The sequence below is a fragment of the Streptococcus timonensis genome (assembly GCF_900095845.1).
Taxonomy (GTDB): Bacteria; Bacillota; Bacilli; order Lactobacillales; family Streptococcaceae; genus Streptococcus; species Streptococcus timonensis.
Genome location: NZ_FMIX01000004.1, coordinates 937650 through 956885, shown reverse-complemented (window position 1 = coordinate 956885; position 19236 = coordinate 937650). Strand labels below are relative to the sequence as shown.

At 39.9% G+C, this 19236-nt stretch carries 17 protein-coding genes and 2 tRNA genes; all 19 read left to right on the top strand.

Translation table 11 applies throughout. The features are described from left to right. Positions 1 to 80: 80 nt before the first annotated feature. On the top strand, positions 81 to 2558 hold the full coding sequence (gene parC / locus BQ2679_RS08400; protein ID WP_075567753.1) for a DNA topoisomerase IV subunit A: 2478 nt from the start codon (positions 81 to 83) through the stop codon (positions 2556 to 2558). 130 nt (positions 2559 to 2688) lie between these two features. Continuing rightward, positions 2689 to 3711 carry a branched-chain amino acid aminotransferase gene (locus BQ2679_RS08395; protein ID WP_075567752.1) on the top strand — a complete coding sequence of 341 codons (1023 nt, stop codon included), beginning with the start codon at positions 2689 to 2691 and terminating at the stop codon, positions 3709 to 3711. A gap of 21 nt (positions 3712 to 3732) precedes the next feature. Continuing rightward, the gene (locus BQ2679_RS08390) at positions 3733 to 5700 is read left to right on the top strand and encodes a peptide ABC transporter substrate-binding protein (RefSeq protein WP_075567751.1); all 1968 of its coding nucleotides are present in this window, start codon (positions 3733 to 3735) and stop codon (positions 5698 to 5700) included. 34 nt (positions 5701 to 5734) lie between these two features. After that, complete coding sequence (locus BQ2679_RS08385; RefSeq protein WP_075567750.1) at positions 5735 to 6424, top strand: DUF969 domain-containing protein; 690 nt, start codon at positions 5735 to 5737, stop codon at positions 6422 to 6424. Continuing rightward, on the top strand, positions 6421 to 7344 hold the full coding sequence (locus tag BQ2679_RS08380) for a DUF979 domain-containing protein (protein ID WP_075567749.1): 924 nt from the start codon (positions 6421 to 6423) through the stop codon (positions 7342 to 7344). The genes BQ2679_RS08385 and BQ2679_RS08380 overlap by 4 nt, the downstream gene beginning before the upstream one ends. Positions 7345 to 7357: 13 nt before the next feature. Continuing rightward, entirely contained in the window at positions 7358 to 8002 is a 645-nt protein-coding gene (pcp, locus tag BQ2679_RS08375) for a pyroglutamyl-peptidase I (RefSeq protein ID WP_075567748.1), read from the top strand. Between the two features lie 134 nt (positions 8003 to 8136). Next, positions 8137 to 8367: a DUF2969 domain-containing protein gene (locus tag BQ2679_RS08370; protein WP_075567747.1), complete on the top strand. Its 231-nt coding sequence runs from the start codon at positions 8137 to 8139 to the stop codon at positions 8365 to 8367. A 49-nt stretch (positions 8368 to 8416) separates the two neighbouring features. Next, positions 8417 to 8497: transfer RNA gene (locus tag BQ2679_RS08365), tRNA-Tyr, on the top strand. A 9-nt stretch (positions 8498 to 8506) separates the two neighbouring features. Then, positions 8507 to 8578, top strand: a tRNA-Gln gene (locus BQ2679_RS08360). Between the two features lie 164 nt (positions 8579 to 8742). Next, a complete protein-coding gene (gene rpsA, locus BQ2679_RS08355; RefSeq protein WP_075567746.1) occupies positions 8743 to 9945 on the top strand; it encodes a 30S ribosomal protein S1 in 1203 nt (400 codons plus the stop codon). An 85-nt stretch (positions 9946 to 10030) separates the two neighbouring features. Continuing rightward, on the top strand, positions 10031 to 10528 hold the full coding sequence (locus BQ2679_RS08350) for a GAF domain-containing protein (protein WP_075567745.1): 498 nt from the start codon (positions 10031 to 10033) through the stop codon (positions 10526 to 10528). Continuing rightward, positions 10528 to 12192 (top strand): DNA polymerase III subunit gamma/tau, encoded by a 1665-nt coding sequence (dnaX, locus tag BQ2679_RS08345; RefSeq protein ID WP_075567744.1) that lies wholly within the window; start codon positions 10528 to 10530, stop codon positions 12190 to 12192. The genes BQ2679_RS08350 and dnaX overlap by 1 nt, the downstream gene beginning before the upstream one ends. An 18-nt stretch (positions 12193 to 12210) precedes the next feature. Next, a complete protein-coding gene (locus BQ2679_RS08340; protein WP_075567743.1) occupies positions 12211 to 12405 on the top strand; it encodes a DUF3272 family protein in 195 nt (64 codons plus the stop codon). Positions 12406 to 12492: 87 nt separating this feature from the next. Next, positions 12493 to 13263: a Fe-S cluster assembly ATPase SufC gene (gene sufC, locus BQ2679_RS08335; RefSeq protein ID WP_075567742.1), complete on the top strand. Its 771-nt coding sequence runs from the start codon at positions 12493 to 12495 to the stop codon at positions 13261 to 13263. 27 nt (positions 13264 to 13290) lie between these two features. Beyond that, on the top strand, positions 13291 to 14553 hold the full coding sequence (gene sufD, locus BQ2679_RS08330) for a Fe-S cluster assembly protein SufD (RefSeq protein WP_075567741.1): 1263 nt from the start codon (positions 13291 to 13293) through the stop codon (positions 14551 to 14553). Positions 14554 to 14563: 10 nt separating this feature from the next. Further along, complete coding sequence (locus BQ2679_RS08325; protein WP_075567740.1) at positions 14564 to 15790, top strand: cysteine desulfurase; 1227 nt, start codon at positions 14564 to 14566, stop codon at positions 15788 to 15790. Beyond that, the gene (gene sufU / locus BQ2679_RS08320; RefSeq protein WP_075567739.1) at positions 15777 to 16217 is read left to right on the top strand and encodes a Fe-S cluster assembly sulfur transfer protein SufU; all 441 of its coding nucleotides are present in this window, start codon (positions 15777 to 15779) and stop codon (positions 16215 to 16217) included. Before BQ2679_RS08325 ends, sufU begins: the two co-directional genes overlap by 14 nt. A 57-nt stretch (positions 16218 to 16274) precedes the next feature. Then, the gene (sufB, locus tag BQ2679_RS08315; RefSeq protein ID WP_075567738.1) at positions 16275 to 17687 is read left to right on the top strand and encodes a Fe-S cluster assembly protein SufB; all 1413 of its coding nucleotides are present in this window, start codon (positions 16275 to 16277) and stop codon (positions 17685 to 17687) included. A gap of 128 nt (positions 17688 to 17815) precedes the next feature. Beyond that, positions 17816 to 19213, top strand: a complete 1398-nt coding sequence (locus BQ2679_RS08310) for an APC family permease (protein ID WP_075567737.1) — start codon at positions 17816 to 17818, stop codon at positions 19211 to 19213. Positions 19214 to 19236: the final 23 nt, after the last annotated feature.

The window sequence follows — 19236 nt, the reverse complement described above, 5'->3', positions numbered from 1 at the left end:
AAGATAAATTCTCTTGTGAGCATCGCTCACTGTAAGAATTTCCTATTTTCACTTTGCATTTTACGGGCTTTGTATCCTATATGAGTAATATCCAAAATATGTCCTTGGAGGACATCATGGGAGAGCGCTTTGGTCGCTACTCCAAATATATCATTCAAGATCGGGCTTTGCCAGACATTCGGGATGGATTGAAGCCGGTCCAACGCCGTATTCTTTATTCTATGAATAAGGATGGCAATACCTTTGACAAGAGCTACCGTAAGTCTGCCAAGTCTGTCGGGAACATCATGGGGAATTTCCACCCACACGGGGACTCTTCTATCTATGATGCCATGGTTCGTATGTCTCAGGACTGGAAAAACCGTGAGATTCTAGTTGAAATGCACGGGAATAACGGTTCCATGGACGGAGATCCACCTGCGGCTATGCGTTATACGGAAGCTCGTTTATCAGAGATTGCAGGCTACCTTCTTCAAGATATCGATAAAAAGACAGTTCCCTTTGCTTGGAACTTTGACGATACCGAGAAAGAGCCAACTGTCTTACCAGCAGCCTTTCCAAACCTTTTAGTCAATGGTTCTACAGGTATTTCAGCTGGTTATGCCACAGATATTCCACCGCATAATTTGGCAGAGGTTATCGATGCGACAGTCTACATGATTGATCACCCAACTGCTAAGGTCGATAAGTTGATGGAATTCTTGCCTGGGCCAGACTTTCCTACAGGAGCTATCATCCAAGGTCGTGACGAGATCAAAAAAGCCTATGAAACTGGTAAGGGGCGCGTGGTTGTTCGTTCCAAGACTGAAATTGAGAAGTTAAAAGGTGGTAAGGAACAAATCGTTATCACTGAGATTCCTTATGAGATTAATAAGGCTAACTTAGTCAAGAAAATCGATGAAGTACGTGTCAATAACAAGGTGGCAGGAATCGCTGAGGTTCGTGATGAGTCTGACCGTGACGGTCTTCGTATTGCTATCGAACTCAAGAAAGATGCAAATACAGAGCTTGTTCTCAACTATCTTTTTAAATATACTGACTTGCAAATCAACTACAACTTTAATATGGTTGCGATTGACAATTTCACCCCTCGTCAGGTTGGAATTGTTCCTATCTTATCTAGCTATATTGCCCACCGTCGTGATGTCATCTTGGCACGTTCTCGCTTTGACAAGGAAAAGGCTGAAAAACGTCTCCATATCGTGGAAGGTTTGATTCGTGTCATCTCTATTTTAGATGAAGTCATTGCTCTTATACGTGCTTCTGAGAACAAGGCTGATGCCAAAGAGAACCTCAAGGTCAGCTATGATTTTACTGAAGAGCAGGCTGAAGCTATTGTTACCTTGCAACTATACCGTTTGACCAATACAGACGTAGTTGTCTTGCAGGAAGAAGAAGCAGAACTTCGCGAAAAAATTGCTATGCTGGCGGCTATTATTGGTGACGAACGGACTATGTACAACCTCATGAAAAAAGAACTTCGTGAGGTCAAGAGACAGTTTGCGACACCTCGTTTGAGTTCTTTAGAAGATACAGCAAAAGTGATCGAGATTGATACAGCTAGCCTTATCGCAGAGGAAGATACCTATGTCAGCGTAACTAAAGCAGGCTACATTAAACGTACTAGTCCACGTTCTTTTGCAGCTTCAACACTTGAAGAAATTGGTAAACGGGATGATGACCGATTACTATTTATCCAATCTGTCAAGACAACTCAACATCTCTTAATCTTTACAACACTAGGAAATGTAATCTACCGTCCTGTCCATGAATTAGCAGATATTCGTTGGAAGGATATCGGGGAGCACTTGAGCCAAACGATTACAAACTTTGAAACCAATGAAGAAGTGCTATACGTAGAAGTTGTGGATCAGTTTGAAGATGCGACAACCTACTTTGCAGCGACCCGCCTTGGACAAATCAAACGTGTAGAACGCAAAGAATTTTCTCCATGGAGAACCTATCGTTCTAAGTCTGTCAAATATGCCAAGTTGAAAGACGATAGTGACCTGATTGTAGCAGTAGCTCCGATTAAATTGGATGATGTTTTGTTGATTAGTAAAAATGGATATGCCCTTCGCTTTAATATCGAAGAGGTTCCAGTTGTTGGAGCCAAGGCTGCAGGTGTTAAAGCTATGAATCTGAAAGCAGATGATGAGCTTCAAGCCGCCTTTATCTGCAATACTTCATCTTTCTATCTGTTAACGCAGCGTGGAAGCTTGAAACGTGTATCAACAGAGGAAATTCCAGCAACTAGTCGTGCTAAGCGTGGTCTTCAAGTTCTGAGAGAATTGAAGAGTAAACCACACCGCGTCTTCTTGGCCGGTGCTGTCTCAGAACAAGGATTTATCGGAGATCTCTTCAGTACAGAAGTAGAAGATGGTGAACAAACTCTGGTTGTTCAATCAAATAATGGAACAATTTACGAATCAATCTTGCAAGATTTGAATCTATCAGAGCGCACAAGTAATGGAAGTTTTATCTCAGATACTATTTCAGACGAGGAAGTTTTCGATGCCTATCTCAAAGAAGTCTTTAAAGAAGAAAAAGATAATTAAGAAGAAAATCAGTCCTAGTGACTGATTTTTTATAAGTAAAATTTTCAGAAAATTACAAATAATACTTGAATTTTTAGGAGAATAGTGTAGAATAGAACACATAGTTTTGATTAGTATAAAGGAGAAAAATATGACAGTTGCAATTGATTGGGAAAATCTCGGTTTTGCCTATATGAAATTACCTTATCGTTACATTGCTCATTTTCAAAATGGACAATGGAATCAGGGAGAATTAACAGAAGATGCAACCTTGCATATTTCAGAATCATCTCCAAGCCTTCACTATGGACAGCAAGCATTTGAAGGATTGAAAGCCTATCGTACAAAGGATGGCAGTATTCAACTCTTCCGTCCAGATGAAAATGCTAAACGACTCCAACGTACCTGCGACCGTCTCTTGATGCCCCAAGTGCCAACAGAAATGTTTGTAGAGGCTTGTAAGTCAGTAGTTCGAGCTAATGAAGAATACGTACCACCTTACGGAACTGGTGGAACCCTTTATCTTCGTCCGCTCTTGATTGGTGTCGGAGATATCATCGGGGTAAAACCAGCCGAGGAGTATATTTTCACTATCTTTGCTATGCCTGTTGGAAACTATTTCAAGGGTGGGCTGACACCGACTAATTTTTTGATTCAAGATGAGTACGACCGTGCGGCACCGAATGGAACAGGAGCTGCCAAGGTCGGTGGTAACTATGCCGCTAGTCTTTTGCCAGGAAAAATGGCTAAATCCCGTCATTTCTCAGATGTTATTTATCTAGACCCATCAACCCACACTAAGATTGAAGAAGTTGGTTCAGCGAACTTCTTTGGAATTACAGCTGATAATGAGTTTGTAACGCCATTGAGTCCATCAATCTTACCATCCATTACCAAGTACTCATTACTTTACTTGGCAGAGCATCGTTTAGGATTGAAGCCTGTCGAGGGTGATGTACCAATTGATAGTCTGGATCGATTTGTAGAAGCAGGTGCCTGTGGAACAGCAGCAGTAATCTCACCTATTGGGGGAATCCAACACGGTGATGATTTTCATGTTTTTTACAGTGAAACAGAGGTTGGTCCAGTGACTCGTAAACTATACGATGAATTGACAGGTATCCAATTTGGTGACATTAAAGCGCCAGAAGGTTGGATTGTAAAAGTAGATTAAACATTATTAAAGGAGATCTTTATGAAAACGAAAAAGTGGATGTTAACAGCAGGAGTTGTCCTGAGTACAGCAGTTCTTCTTGTGGCTTGTGGCAAAGCTGATAAAGAAGCAGATGCACCTACAACCTTCTCTTATGTCTATGGAGTAGACCCATCATCTTTGGACTACAGTATTGCAACTCGTACTTCAACAACGGATATTATTGGTAACGTTGTTGATGGATTGTTGGAAAACGACGAATATGGAAATTTGGTTCCTTCACTAGCAGAAGACTGGAGTGTCTCACAAGACGGTTTGACTTATACTTATAAACTTCGTAAAGGGGTTAAATGGTACACGTCAGAAGGTGAAGAATACGCTGAAGTAACTGCGCATGACTTTGTTACTGGACTAAAACACGTAGCAGATGGTAAATCAGACGGTGTCACTCTTATTCAAAACTCCATTAAGGGCTTGAATGAATATATGACTGGTGAGACTAATGATTTCTCTACAGTTGGGGTTAAGGCATTGGATGACTACACAGTCCAGTATACTCTTAATGCACCTGAAAGTTTCTGGAATTCGAAAGTAACTTCAGCTACCATGTTGCCGGTAAATGAGGAATTCCTCAAAGCTTCAGGTAAGAACTACGGAGCAGTAAGTCCATCTGGTATTCTTTATAACGGTCCGTATATCCTGAAGACATTGACTTCAAAATCTTTAATCGAATACGAAAAGAACCCAAATTATTGGGATAAAGAGAAGGTTAAAATTGAGAAAGTAAAATTGACCTACTATGATGGTTCAGACCAAGAATCATTAATCCGTAGCTTCTCTTCAGGTGTTTATACAACAGCTCGTATCTTCCCAAGTAGCTCAAACTTTGCTTCTACATTGGAACAATACGGAGATAAAATCACATACAGTCCACAGGATTCAACTAGTTATTACTTTACCTTTAACGTAAACCGTCAATCTTACAATAAGACTGCGAAAACAAGTGAAGAACAGAAAATTTCTACAAAAGAAGCGATGTTGAACAAGGACTTCCGTCAAGCAATCAACTTTGCCTTCAACCGTCATTCTTATGCTGCACAGCTCAATGGTGAAGATGGTGCGGACAAGATCATTCGTAACAGTCTAGTTCCAGATAACTTTGTACAATCTGGCGGTAAAAACTTTGGTGACATCGCTCAAGCAGAATTGGTCAACTATGGAGACCAATGGAAAGGCGTTGAGCTTGTAGACGGAAAAGATACCATCTACAATCCTGACAAAGCAAAAGCTTCATTTGAAAAAGCTAAGAAAGAATTGGAATCAAAAGGCGTAACCTTCCCAATTCACTTGGATGTTCCAGTTGAACAGACAGATACCATTGCCGTTCAACAAAGCAACTCCTTCAAACAATCAATCGAGTCAACTCTTGGTTCTGAAAATGTCGTGATCGATGTCCTTCAGATGACCGATAACGAAAAGGAAAGCATTACATCGCAAGCGCGTGTTCCAGCCCAAAAAGACTATGACTTGAACAGTACTGGATGGGCTCCAAGCTACCAAGACCCAGCAAGTTATCTTAATATCATGGATCCTAAGACTGGTTCTGCTATGAAACACCTTGGTATTACGAAAGGTAAAGACAAGGAAGTAGTAGTTCAACTTGGTCTGGACGAATATAAGAAACTCTTGGATGATGCAGTTTCTGAAACAAACGATTTGGACAAGAGATATGAAAAATATGCTAAAGCTCAAGCATGGCTTACTGATAGCTCTCTCTTAATGCCAACCGCTTCATCAGGTGGTTCACCAGTTGTCAGCAACGTTGTTCCTTTCTCTAAACCTTACTCACAAGTAGGTATTAAGGGTGATCCATATATCTTCAAGGGAATGAAATTGCAAAAAGAAATTGTATCTGCTAAAGAATATCAAGCAGCTCTTGAAAAATGGCAAAAAGAAAAATTGGAATCAAACAGTAAATACCAAAAAGAACTAGAAAGTCATGTCAAATAAAACAGACTAGTATTTTTGGAATAAAGGGGCCTATATGGAATGGATTAAACTAATAGGGATAGTTATCATTGTGGTTGGATTTATCTATAAATTAGATACCATCGCAACGGTAGTCTTAGCTAGTTTAGTTACAGCTCTAGTTTCTGGAGTTTCTCTTGTTGAGTTCTTGGAAATTTTAGGAAGAGAATTTAGCAATCAACGAGTTCTTACGATTTTTATGGTAACCTTGCCCCTGGTAGGTTTATCTGAAACTTTTGGCCTCAAGCAACGGTCGATTGACTTGATTCAAAGGATAAAGGGGCTGACCGTAGGAAGTTTTTATACAATTTATTTCTTTTTTCGGGAACTCGACGGGTTCTTTGCCATTCGTCTAGGAGGGCAGCCGCAGTTTGTAAGGCCTCTGGTTCAACCCATGGGACAAGCAGCGGCAGAGTCACAATTAGGTAGAAAATTAACGGAGCAGGAGAGCGAAGCGCTAAAAGCGCGTGCAGCAGCAAATGATAATTTTGCAAATTTCTTTGCTCAGAATACTTTCGTTGGTGCAGGTGGTGTCCTCTTAGTTGGGGGCACTCTGGACCAATTAGGTTACGAAAGTAATTATGCAGGGATCGCTTCAGCTTCTCTTATTGTTGCAGGAGTTGCCCTGCTTGTGGTAGGGATTTACAATTACTTATTTGATAGAAAACTGCTAGCGAATAAGCTTAGTAAAGGAAAAGAAGAATGACCAATCTAGCAAGACATTTATTAGAGTTAACCTATATTGTGATTGGTTGTCAATTTCTTCACACGGCCTATTGTAGCTATAAAGACAAAACAAACCCAGTTCGATATGGAACAGCTGGGTTTTGGGCTTTATTGGGAATCAGTTTTATTGGCGGTTCCTATTTACCATCTATCTGTATTGGAATTATCGTAGTGCTCTTAGCCCTACTAACACTCTTTAAACAGGTTCGTATCGGAACCTTGCCGTCTCTGAATGAAGTCAAGGCAAATATTGAAGCTAAACGGTTGAAGAATAAAATTTTTATTCCGGTTATGTTGATGGCTTTGATTGCTTTAGTATTAGCAAAAATGATCCCTGAGTTTAGTAAGATTGCTATCAGCCTTGCAGCATTTCTTGCAACCATCTCTCTTTTGTTGATTACTAAGAGTTCTCCTAAAAGCTTGCTGGGAGAAAATAATCGCATGGTTCAGCAAGTCTCAACTAGTGGGATTGTGCCCCAACTTTTAGGAGCTTTGGGAGCAATTTTTACCGTAGCAGGAGTTGGAGATTTAATGTCACATCTGATAAGTGGTTTTGTGCCTTCGGGGAGTCGGTTGATGGGTGTAGTGGCTTATGTGTTGGGAATGGTTCTATTTTCAATGATTATGGGAAATGCCTTTGCGGCCTTTATTGTCATTACTGCTGGAATTGGTGTTCCCTTTGTATTTTCCTTGGGAGCAGATCCAATCGTGGCGGGTGCTCTTGCTATGACAGCAGGTTGTTGTGGGACTCTATTAACCCCAATGGCTGCCAATTTCAATACATTACCTGTAGCCCTTTTGGATATGAAAGATCCAAATGGCGTTATCAAAGCGCAAGTAGGAGTAGCTATTGTCATGATTATCATACATGTATTTCTGATGTACTTTTTGGCATTTTAGTAAAGGAAATAAAATGAAAATATTAGTTACAGGATTTGATCCTTTTGGTGGTGAAAAGGTCAATCCAGCTCTAGAAGCAGTTAAATCATTACCGTCTGTAATTCATGGAGCTGAGATTCGCTGGGTAGAGATTCCAACAGTCTTTTATAAATCAGCAGAGGTTTTAGAAGCAGAAATAAATCGATACCACCCAGATGTGGTGCTTTGCATCGGACAAGCAGGAGGAAGAGCGAGTTTAACTCCTGAGAGAGTTGCTATCAATCAAGATGATGCTAGAATTCCAGATAACCAAGGAAATCAACCGATTGACACTCCCATTCGCCTTGATGGAGAAGCAGCCTATTTTAGCACACTCCCTATCAAAGCAATGGTACAAGCTATAAAAGAAGAAGGGCTGCCTGCAGCAGTATCCAATTCAGCAGGAACCTTTGTTTGCAATCATCTGATGTATCAGGCACTCTATTTAGCGAATAAGAAATTCCCTAATATGAGGGCAGGTTTTATGCATATTCCCTATATGACAGAACAAGTGGTAAATAAGCCTAATACTGCATCCATGTGCTTAAGAGATATTGTCAGAGGTATCGAAGCTGCGATTGGTGCTATCGTAGACCATAAAGATAAAGATTTGAAATTAGTCGGAGGGGCGACTCACTAATGATTCAATATTCAAATTTAAAAATTCCTTATTTTATTCATTAAACTCTCTATCAAGCTAAGCTTGATAGAGAGTTTTTTCTTGCTAGATTAGGGAATTTCTTGTAAAATAGATAAAGTGAAAAGAGGTATGGTATGAGTAAAAAAGATAAAAAAATTGAAATTCAATTATCAGATGCAACTGTATTAGTTGGGAAAGAAAAATATGATGGTTATACGTTAACTATTGGGAAAAAGATTATTGGTGAAATTGCCGAATTAGACAATCAATTTGCCATCATCAAGAATGGGAATGTAGATGCTTTCTATAAGAAACTTGACCAAGCTGTTGAAGTATTGATTGAAAACTACAATTTAGCAAAATAGTGCTTGTTTTTTGTAAAATTTCATGATATAATAAACTTTGTTGATTGTCGGAGAGATAGCGAAGAGGCTAAACGCGGCGGACTGTAAATCCGCTCCTTCGGGTTCGGGGGTTCGAATCCCTCTCTCTCCATATCACTATTGGGGTATAGCCAAGCGGTAAGGCAAGGGACTTTGACTCCCTCATGCGTTGGTTCGAATCCAGCTACCCCAGTTCTTAGGTAATAAATTCAAGATTAAAGGGAAAATATCTTAGGGTATTTTATTTTTATAATTGAAAGACGTGAACGATATAAACATGTCCTTGCGGGTGCTTAGGAAAAAAAATTATAAGTATGTCAAGCTATAGAAAGGCTTGATTGTTGGAGGATTTTTTAGATGAACGAATTTGAAGATTTGCTAAATAGCGTTAGCCAAGTTGAACCTGGTGATGTTGTTAGTGCTGAAGTATTGACAGTAGATGCTACTCAAGCTAACGTTGCAATCTCTGGAACTGGTGTTGAAGGTGTCTTGACTCTTCGCGAATTGACAAACGATCGTGATGCAGATATCAATGACTTTGTAAAAGTAGGTGAAGTATTGGATGTTCTTGTACTTCGTCAAGTAGTTGGTAAAGATACTGATACAGTAACATACCTTGTATCTAAAAAACGCCTTGAAGCTCGCAAAGCATGGGACAAACTTGTAGGACGCGAAGAAGAAGTTGTTACAGTTAAAGGAACTCGCGCTGTTAAAGGCGGACTTTCAGTTGAATTTGAAGGTGTACGTGGATTTATCCCAGCTTCAATGTTGGACACTCGTTTCGTACGCAACACTGAGCGTTTTGTAGGTCAAGAATTTGAAGCTAAAATCAAAGAAGTTGACGCTAAAGAAAACCGCTTCATCCTTTCACGTCGTGAAGTTGTTGAAGCAGCTACAGCAGCAGCTCGTGCTGAAGTATTTGGTAAATTAGCTGTTGGTGATGTTGTAACTGGTAAAGTTGCGCGCATCACAAGCTTTGGTGCATTTATTGACCTTGGTGGTGTTGATGGATTGGTTCACTTAACTGAATTGTCACACGAACGCAACGTTTCACCAAAATCAGTTGTAACTGTTGGTGAAGAAGTTGAAGTTAAAATCCTTGATCTTAACGAAGAAGAAGGACGTGTTTCACTTTCACTTAAAGCTACAACACCTGGACCATGGGATGGCGTTGAGCAAAAATTGGCTAAAGGTGATGTTGTAGAAGGAACAGTTAAACGTTTGACTGACTTCGGTGCATTTGTTGAAGTATTGCCAGGTATCGATGGACTTGTTCACGTATCACAAATTTCACACAAACGTATTGAAAATCCAAAAGAAGCTCTTACTGTTGGTCAAGAAGTTACTGTTAAAGTCCTTGATGTTAACGCAGATGCAGAACGCGTATCACTTTCTATCAAAGCTCTTGAAGAACGTCCAGCTCAAGAAGAAGGACAAAAAGAAGAAAAACGCGCTCCACGTCCACGTCGTCCAAAACGTCAAGAAAAACGTGACTTTGAACTTCCAGAAACACAAACTGGATTTTCAATGGCTGACTTGTTCGGAGACATCGAACTTTAATCTGATTAAAGAATCAATAAATCCTTTGTTTTTAAAACAAGGGATTTTTCTTTTTTCTACTAGTATTTTTTGATATAATGGTTCTATGTTATATTCAGAAAAAGAAGTTCTTTATCAAACACTTAATGAACAGCTCTCTCTTCTCCTAGAAGGAGAGCCCAATGTTTTAGCTAATCTATCAAATGCAAGTGCCTTACTAAAATCAACTTTTCCCAATACGGTTTTTGCAGGTTTCTATTTGTTTGATGGTAACGAGCTTATTTTAGGTCCTTTTCAAGGTGGCGTTTCTTGTGTGAGAATTGCTCTTGTTAAGGGTGTTTGTGGTGAGTCAGCAGCCAGTCGTCAATCGGTCATTGTTGGGGATGTAAAGAACTATTCTAACTATATTTCTTGTGATAGTAAAGCACTTAGTGAAATTGTTGTTCCTATGGTTAAAAAAGGACAGCTTTTGGCTGTTTTGGATTTGGATTCATCTGTTTTAGATGATTATGATGAAATTGATCAGAAGTATTTAGAAGAGTTTGTATCTATTTTGCTAGATAAAACAGAATGGAACTTTTCAATGTTTGAGGAGAAAGTATAATGTATCAGGCCCTTTACCGAAAATATAGAAGCCAGACTTTTTCACAGCTAGTAGGTCAAGAGGTGGTAGCAAAAACTCTTAAACAAGCTGTTGAACAGGAAAAAATAAGCCACGCCTATCTATTTTCAGGTCCTCGTGGAACTGGTAAGACTAGTGTGGCTAAGATTTTTGCTAAGGCCATGAACTGTCCTAATCAAGTGGCGGGGGAGCCTTGTAATAACTGTTACATTTGCCAGGCTGTTACAGATGGTAGTTTGGAAGATGTTATTGAAATGGATGCTGCCTCTAACAATGGGGTCGATGAGATTAGAGATATTCGTGACAAATCTACCTATGCTCCTAGTGTTGCTCACTATAAAGTTTATATCATCGACGAAGTTCATATGCTTTCGACTGGTGCCTTTAATGCACTTTTGAAAACACTGGAAGAACCAACACCAAATGTAGTATTTATTTTGGCAACGACTGAGCTTCATAAGATTCCTGCGACAATTTTGTCTCGTGTTCAACGATTTGAGTTTAAATCTATTAAGACTCAGGATATTCGAGATCATATCTTCCAGATTTTAGAAAAAGAAGGAATTGATTACGAAACAGAAGCTGTTGAAATTATTGCTAGAAGAGCTGAAGGTGGTATGCGAGATGCTTTGTCAATTTTAGATCAAGCTTTAAGTCTCACCAATGAAGATAGATTGACAACAGCCATTTCAGAGGAAATCACTGGAACCATTAGTCTTAGCGCCTTGGACGACTATGTGGCTGCAATAGCTCAAAAAGATGTTACCCGTGCTTTAGAAAATCTTCAGGTGATTTTTGATAACGGAAAGAGCATGACACGTTTTGTGACAGATTTGCTGCAGTACTTACGAGATATTTTGATTGTTCAGACGGGAGGAGAAAACACTCACCATAGTCAAACATTCAAGGATAACTTATCTCTGTCACAGGATCTCCTATTTGAAATGATTACCATAGCTACTAGAAGTCTAGCTGATATGAAGGCCAGTCTTCAGCCTAAGATTTATGCTGAAATGATGACCATTCGCCTAGCAGAGCTTGAAGTTAAACCAGCTTTATCAGGTCAAGTAGCTGATGAATTAGCTTCGCTTAGGGAAGAAGTGGCACGTTTGAAACAGGCTCTTTCTAATTCTGGATCAAGTTCAAAACCAACAGCATCACCAGTAATTAGACAGTCTGGCAGTAAGTCTGTTTATCGTGTGGATCGTAATAAGGTTCATTCCATCCTTCAAGAAGCTGTTGAAAGTCCTGATTTAGCCCGTCAAAATCTAATCCGTCTTCAAAATGCATGGGGAGAAGTTATTGAAAGTTTATCAGGCCCTGATAAGGCACTTTTAGCTGGTTCTCAACCTGTTGCGGCCAATGAACGTCATGCTATTCTCGCCTTTGAATCAAACTTCAATGCTGGCCAAACTATGAAACGAGATAATTTGAATCTAATGTTTGGCAATATTCTTAGTCAAGCAGCTGGTTTTTCTCCAGAAATTTTAGCTATTTCACAAGAAGAATGGCTAGAAGTTCGAGCAGACTTTTCTGCTAGGGCTAAATCATCTCAAGGACAAGATATCAAGGAAGATGTTGAGGAGTCAGTACTCCCTCAAGGTTTTGAATTTTTAGCAGATAAAGTAACCATAACAGAAGATTAGATTTTTAAGAATAAGACTATGAACAGACAACAATTTATCATTATGGCCTTGTTTACAGCTGCTGAGACTTATTATTTTAATGAATCAGTCATGGAACAACGCTATATCATGGCCTTGCTCTGGGCTATTTTGATCCTGAGAAATTTTCGTATCTCTTATATTATGGGAAAAATAATCAATGCCATAGATGACCATATCCAAAGGAGAAAGTAGCGCTTACATTATAGACAAAATAAAAGCCTTTCAGGCTTTTTTTTGCTATACTAGTAAGAGTATATATACATTAAGAAAGGAATTAAGATGTCAGTAATTGAGATTATAGATCTTCATGTTGAAATTGAAGGTAAGGAAATTTTGAAGGGGGTTAATTTAACCCTTAAAACAGGAGAGATTGCAGCTATCATGGGACCAAATGGAACTGGTAAATCAACTCTTTCTGCAGCTATCATGGGAAACCCTAACTATGAGGTAACCAAAGGTGAGGTTCTATTTGACGGAGTGAACATCCTTGAGTTAGAAGTTGATGAGCGTGCTCGTATGGGACTTTTCCTTGCTATGCAATATCCATCAGAAATTCCTGGAATTACAAATGCTGAATTTCTTCGTGCAGCTATGAATGCTGGTAAAGAAGATGACGAAAAAATTTCAGTGCGTGATTTCATCACTAAATTGGATGAGAAAATGGAATTGCTTAACATGAAAGAAGAAATGGCTGAGCGATACCTCAATGAAGGTTTTTCTGGAGGTGAAAAGAAACGCAATGAAATTCTTCAACTGTTGATGTTGGAACCAACATTTGCACTTTTGGATGAGATTGACTCTGGTCTTGATATTGATGCCCTTAAAGTTGTTTCTAAAGGTGTTAATGCTATGCGTGGTGAAGGCTTCGGTGCCATGATTATTACTCACTACCAACGTCTCCTTAACTACATTACACCTGATGTGGTGCATGTAATGATGGATGGTCGTGTAGTGCTTTCTGGTGGTCCTGAATTGGCAGCTCGTTTGGAACGTGAAGGATACGCAAAATTAGCTGAAGAACTTGGCTATGACTACAAGGAAGAATTGTAATTCCCTCGTATCTTTTAGGAGAAGTAAATGACTAAAGAAAATATTAAACTTTTTTCAGAAATGCACGTCGAACCAAGCTGGTTATCAGACCTCCGTCTAAAAGCTTTTGATAACATCGAGAGTTTGGAATTACCAGTCATTGAACGTGTGAAATTTCATCGTTGGAACCTGGGTGATGGAACGATTACGGAGAATGAACCAACAGCAAATGTTCCAGATTTTACAGCTATTGACAATCAGTTAAAATTGGTACAATTAGGTACTCAAACAGTCTTTGAGCAAATTCCAGTTGAGTTGGCTGAGCAAGGGGTGATCTTTACAGACTTCCATTCAGCTTTAGAAGAAATCCCAGAACTTGTAGAAGAATTCTTCATGTCATCAGTCAAATATGATGACGATAAGTTGGCAGCCTACCACACAGCATACTTTAACAGTGGTGCGGTTCTTTACATTCCTGATAATGTTGAAATTACTGAACCAATCGAAGGGATTTTCTACCAAGATAGTGATAGTGATGTGCCGTTTAACAAGCATATTCTGATCATTGCTGGTAAAAACTCTAAAATTAACTATCTCGAACGTCTTGAGTCACGTGGTGAAGCTAGTGCTAAGGCCACTGCCAATATTACAGTTGAAGTTATTGCACGTTCTGGTGCTCAAGTGAAGTTTGCGGCGATTGACCGTCTTGGTGAGAATGTCACTGCCTACATTAGCCGTCGTGGTAAATTAGGCAACGATGCAAGTATTGACTGGGCCATCGGTGTTATGAACGAAGGAAATGTTGTTGCTGACTTTGATAGTGACCTACTTGGAAATGGTAGCCATGCAGACCTCAAGGTCGTAGCACTTTCAAGCGGCCGTCAGGTACAGGGGATTGATACTCGAGTAACTAACTATGGTTGCAACTCTATCGGTAATATCCTTCAACATGGGGTTATCCTTGAAAAAGCAACTTTGACCTTCAACGGTATTGGACACATTATTAAGGGTGCTAAGGGAGCGGATGCCCAACAAGAAAGTCGTGTTCTCATGCTTTCAGACCAGGCTCGTTCAGACGCCAACCCAATTCTTTTAATTGATGAAAATGATGTTACTGCAGGGCATGCAGCGTCTATCGGACAAGTGGATCCAGAAGACATGTACTACCTCATGAGTCGTGGATTGGACAAGGCAACTGCAGAACGCTTGGTTGTCCGTGGTTTCCTTGGATCTGTGATCGTTGAGATTCCAGTCAAGGAAGTTCGTGATGAAATGATTGCAACCATCGAAGAAAAACTATTAAAACGCTAAGGTGAGTTTAATGTTAGATGCAGAAGCTATTCGCAAGGATTTTCCAATTTTAGACCAGATTGTCAACGATGAACCTTTGGTCTATCTTGATAATGCTGCGACGACACAAAAACCACTAGCTGTTCTGGAAACCATTAACCGTTACTATGAGCAGGAAAATGCCAATGTTCACCGTGGGGTTCATACCTTGGCTGAAAGGGCGACAGCATCTTATGAAGCCGCTCGTGAAACCATTCGTAAATTCATCAATGCTAAGTCGACAAAAGAAGTGCTCTTTACCAGAGGAACTACGACCAGTCTCAACTGGGTGGCACGTTTCGCTGAGGAAATCTTGACTGAAGGTGACCAGGTCTTGATTTCAGTCATGGAACACCATTCCAATATTATTCCATGGCAGGAAGCTTGCCGAAAGACTGGAGCAGAGCTTGTTTATGTCTATCTCAAAGATGGAGCTCTGGATATGGATGACTTGCGAGCTAAATTGACTGACAAAGTTAAGTTTGTTTCGCTAGCTCACGCCTCAAATGTCCTTGGTGTGGTTAATCCTATCAAAGAAATTACGCAAATGGCCCACAAGGTTGGAGCCATCATGGTAGTTGATGGAGCACAATCTACGCCCCATATGAAGATTGACGTCCAGGACTTGGATGTTGACTTCTTTGCCTTTTCAGGTCACAAGATGGCTGGCCCTACTGGTATCGGTGTTCTCTACGGCAAAGAAAAGCATCTTGAACAAATGTCACCAGTTGAATTTGGTGGGGAGATGATTGATTTTGTCTATGAGCAATCTGCTAGTTGGAAGGAATTGCCTTGGAAATTCGAGGCTGGAACTCCTAATATGGCTGGGGCTATTGGACTTGCTGCAGCAGTTGATTATCTCGAAAATATCGGTATGGATGCGATTGAAGCCCATGAACAGGAACTGATAGCCTACGTCTTTCCAAAATTGCGGGCAATTGAAGGTTTGACTATCTATGGTTCCCAGGATTTAGCCCAACGTTCAGGAGTTATTGCCTTTAATCTAGGGGACCTTCATCCTCACGACCTCGCGACTGCTCTGGATTATGAAGGAGTGGCAGTTCGTGCGGGTCACCATTGTGCGCAACCTCTGCTTCAATATTTGGACGTCCCAGCAACAGCTCGTGCAAGTTTTTATATCTACAATACCAAAGCAGATTGCGATAAACTAGTCGATGCCTTACTAAAGACAAAGGAGTTTTTCAATGGCACTTTCTAAACTAGATAGCCTCTATATGGCAGTGGTAGCGGACCATTCGAAAAATCCCCATCACCAAGGGAAATTAGAAGATGCTGAGCAAATCAGTCTCAACAATCCGACCTGTGGTGATGTCATCAATCTCTCTGTTAAGTTTGATGCAGATGAACGTTTGGAAGATATCGCTTTTCTAAACTCAGGCTGTACCATTTCAACTGCCTCTGCTAGTATGATGACGGATGCAGTTTTAGGTAAGACAAAGCAAGAGATATTAGAATTAGCAACTATTTTTTCAGAAATGGTCCAAGGTCAAAAAGATGACAGACAAGACAGTCTGGGCGACGCAGCATTCTTGTCAGGTGTTGCTAAATTCCCTCAGCGAATCAAGTGTGCAACCCTAGCTTGGAATGCCCTTAAGAAAACAATTGAAAATCAAGATAACAAATAAGACAAGTTTCTTTTGTCTTATAAATCACTGGAAATGAAGAATGAAAGAAAGGATATTATGGCTGAAGAAAGAGTAGAACCAAAACCAATCGATCTTGGTGAATATAAATTTGGTTTCCATGATGATGTGGAACCAATCTTATCAACAGGTAAAGGATTGAACGAAGGGGTTATTCGTGAATTATCCGCTGCTAAGGGTGAGCCTGAGTGGATGTTAGAATTTCGATTGAAATCTTACGAAACCTTTATGAAAATGCCCATGCAAACTTGGGGAGCAGACTTGTCAGAGATTGACTTTGATGACTTGATCTACTACCAAAAACCATCTGATAAACCAGCTCGTTCATGGGATGACGTTCCTGAAAAAATCAAAGAAACCTTTGAACGGATTGGGATTCCAGAAGCTGAGCGTGCCTATCTAGCTGGAGCTTCTGCCCAGTATGAGTCAGAAGTGGTTTACCACAACATGAAGGAAGAATTTGAGAAGTTAGGTATCATCTTTACAGATACGGATTCTGCCCTCAAGGAATACCCAGACTTGTTTAAACAATACTTCGCTAAGTTGGTACCGCCGACGGATAACAAGTTGGCTGCCCTTAACTCAGCAGTATGGTCTGGTGGAACCTTCATCTATGTACCAAAAGGAGTGAAGGTAGATATTCCACTTCAAACCTACTTCCGTATTAATAACGAAAATACTGGTCAGTTTGAACGTACTTTGATTATCGTTGATGAGGGAGCAAGTGTTCACTACGTAGAAGGATGTACAGCGCCAACTTATTCAAGCAACAGCTTGCACGCTGCCATTGTAGAAATCTTTGCTTTGGATGGAGCTTACATGCGTTATACAACCATCCAAAACTGGTCTGACAACGTTTATAACTTGGTAACCAAACGTGCTAAAGCTTTGAAAGATGCGACTGTTGAGTGGATTGATGGAAACTTGGGTGCAAAAACGACTATGAAATATCCATCTGTTTACCTAGATGGAGAAGGAGCGCGTGGTACCATGCTTTCGATTGCCTTTGCCAATGCAGGGCAACACCAAGATACTGGTGCCAAAATGATCCACAATGCTCCACATACGAGCTCGTCTATTGTCTCTAAATCTATCGCTAAAGGTGGAGGAAAGGTTGACTACCGTGGACAAGTGACTTTCAATAAGAACTCTAAGAAATCTGTTTCTCACATCGAGTGTGACACCATTATCATGGATGACTTGTCAGCATCTGACACTATTCCATTTAATGAAATCCACAACTCGCAAGTAGCTTTGGAGCACGAAGCCAAGGTATCTAAGATTTCTGAAGAGCAACTCTATTACCTTATGAGCCGTGGTCTGTCAGAATCTGAAGCAACTGAGATGATTGTCATGGGATTTGTAGAGCCATTTACAAAAGAACTTCCAATGGAATACGCTGTCGAGCTTAACCGCTTGATTAGCTATGAGATGGAAGGATCAGTTGGCTAGGTTATATGAACAAAGACAGAACGAATGTTATATTTGTTCTGTTTTTTTAATAATTTTAGTTTATAAATATTCACATTTAAAACGATATATGGTAGAATAATACAAAAATCAGTAAATGGGGGATAAATATGAATATTTTTAGGACAAAAGATGTTAGTCTGGGTAAGACTGAAATGCATCGTCATTTGAAATTATGGGATTTAATTCTCTTGGGAATTGGTGCCATGGTTGGTACAGGAATATTTACCATCACTGGAACTGCAGCAGCAACTCTGGCTGGCCCCTCATTGGTAGTTTCAATAGTAATTTCTGCTCTATGTGTGTCACTTTCAGCTCTCTTTTTTGCTGAGTTTGCATCTCGTGTTCCGGCAACTGGTGGAGCTTATAGTTACTTATACGCAATTTTGGGTGAATTTCCAGCTTGGATAGCTGGTTGGCTCACAATTATGGAATTCGTGACAGCTGTTTCTGGTGTTGCTTCGGGTTGGGCAGCATACTTTAAAGGCTTGCTAAGTAACTTTGGAATATCAATGCCTCAAGTCTTAAATGGAACCTTTAATCCAGAACAGGGAACTTATATCGATCTCTTGCCCATACTAGTATTGGTATTAGTGACAGGACTTGTACTTTTAAATTCGAAAGCTGCCTTGCATTTCAATTCAATACTAGTTGTATTAAAATTTTCAGCCTTGGCTTTGTTTATCTTGGTTGGAATCTGGTACATCAAACCAGAAAACTGGTCCGACTTTGCACCATTTGGTTTTGGTAAGATATATGGAGGTAGCTCTGGTATTATGGCAGGTGCTTCGCTTATGTTCTTTGGTTTCTTAGGTTTTGAGTCAATTTCAATGGCTGTTGACGAAATTCAAAATCCACAAAAGAACGTTCCTCGTGGTATTGTTTTATCTCTTACTATTGTAACCATTCTTTATGCCTTAGTAACATTAGTGCTGACTGGAATTGTTCATTATAGCAAACTCAATGTTGACGATGCAGTAGCCTATGCTTTGAGAAGTATCGGTATTGGATGGGCTGCCAACTATGTGTCACTCGTTGCTATTTTTACATTGATAACTGTATGTATTTCCATGACTTATGCTTTGTCTAGAATGATTTATAGCTTGGCTCGTGATGGACTATTGCCTCAAACTTTTAAACAAGTGACTAAGACAAGTCGTATTCCAAAAAATGCAACAATTTTAACAGGAATTGTCTCAGCAATAGCTGCAGGAATTTTCTCTTTAGCAAGTATTGCAGCCTTTTTAAATATCTGTACCTTGGCTTATTTGATTCTGTTAGCATATGGAATTATCAAACTGAGAAAAGATAAAGGGATGCCCAAAGAGGGAGAATTTAAAACCCCACTGGTTCCAGTTTTACCAATCTTTTCTATTCTAATCTGTTTATCTTTTATGCTTCAGTATACAGTTGAAACATGGATAGCCTTTGGGATTGCTCTCCTAATAGGCATTATTATCTACTTTACTTATGGATATAAACATTCAACTGTTTTAGAAGATAAATAAAAAATCGCGTAAATCGCGATTTT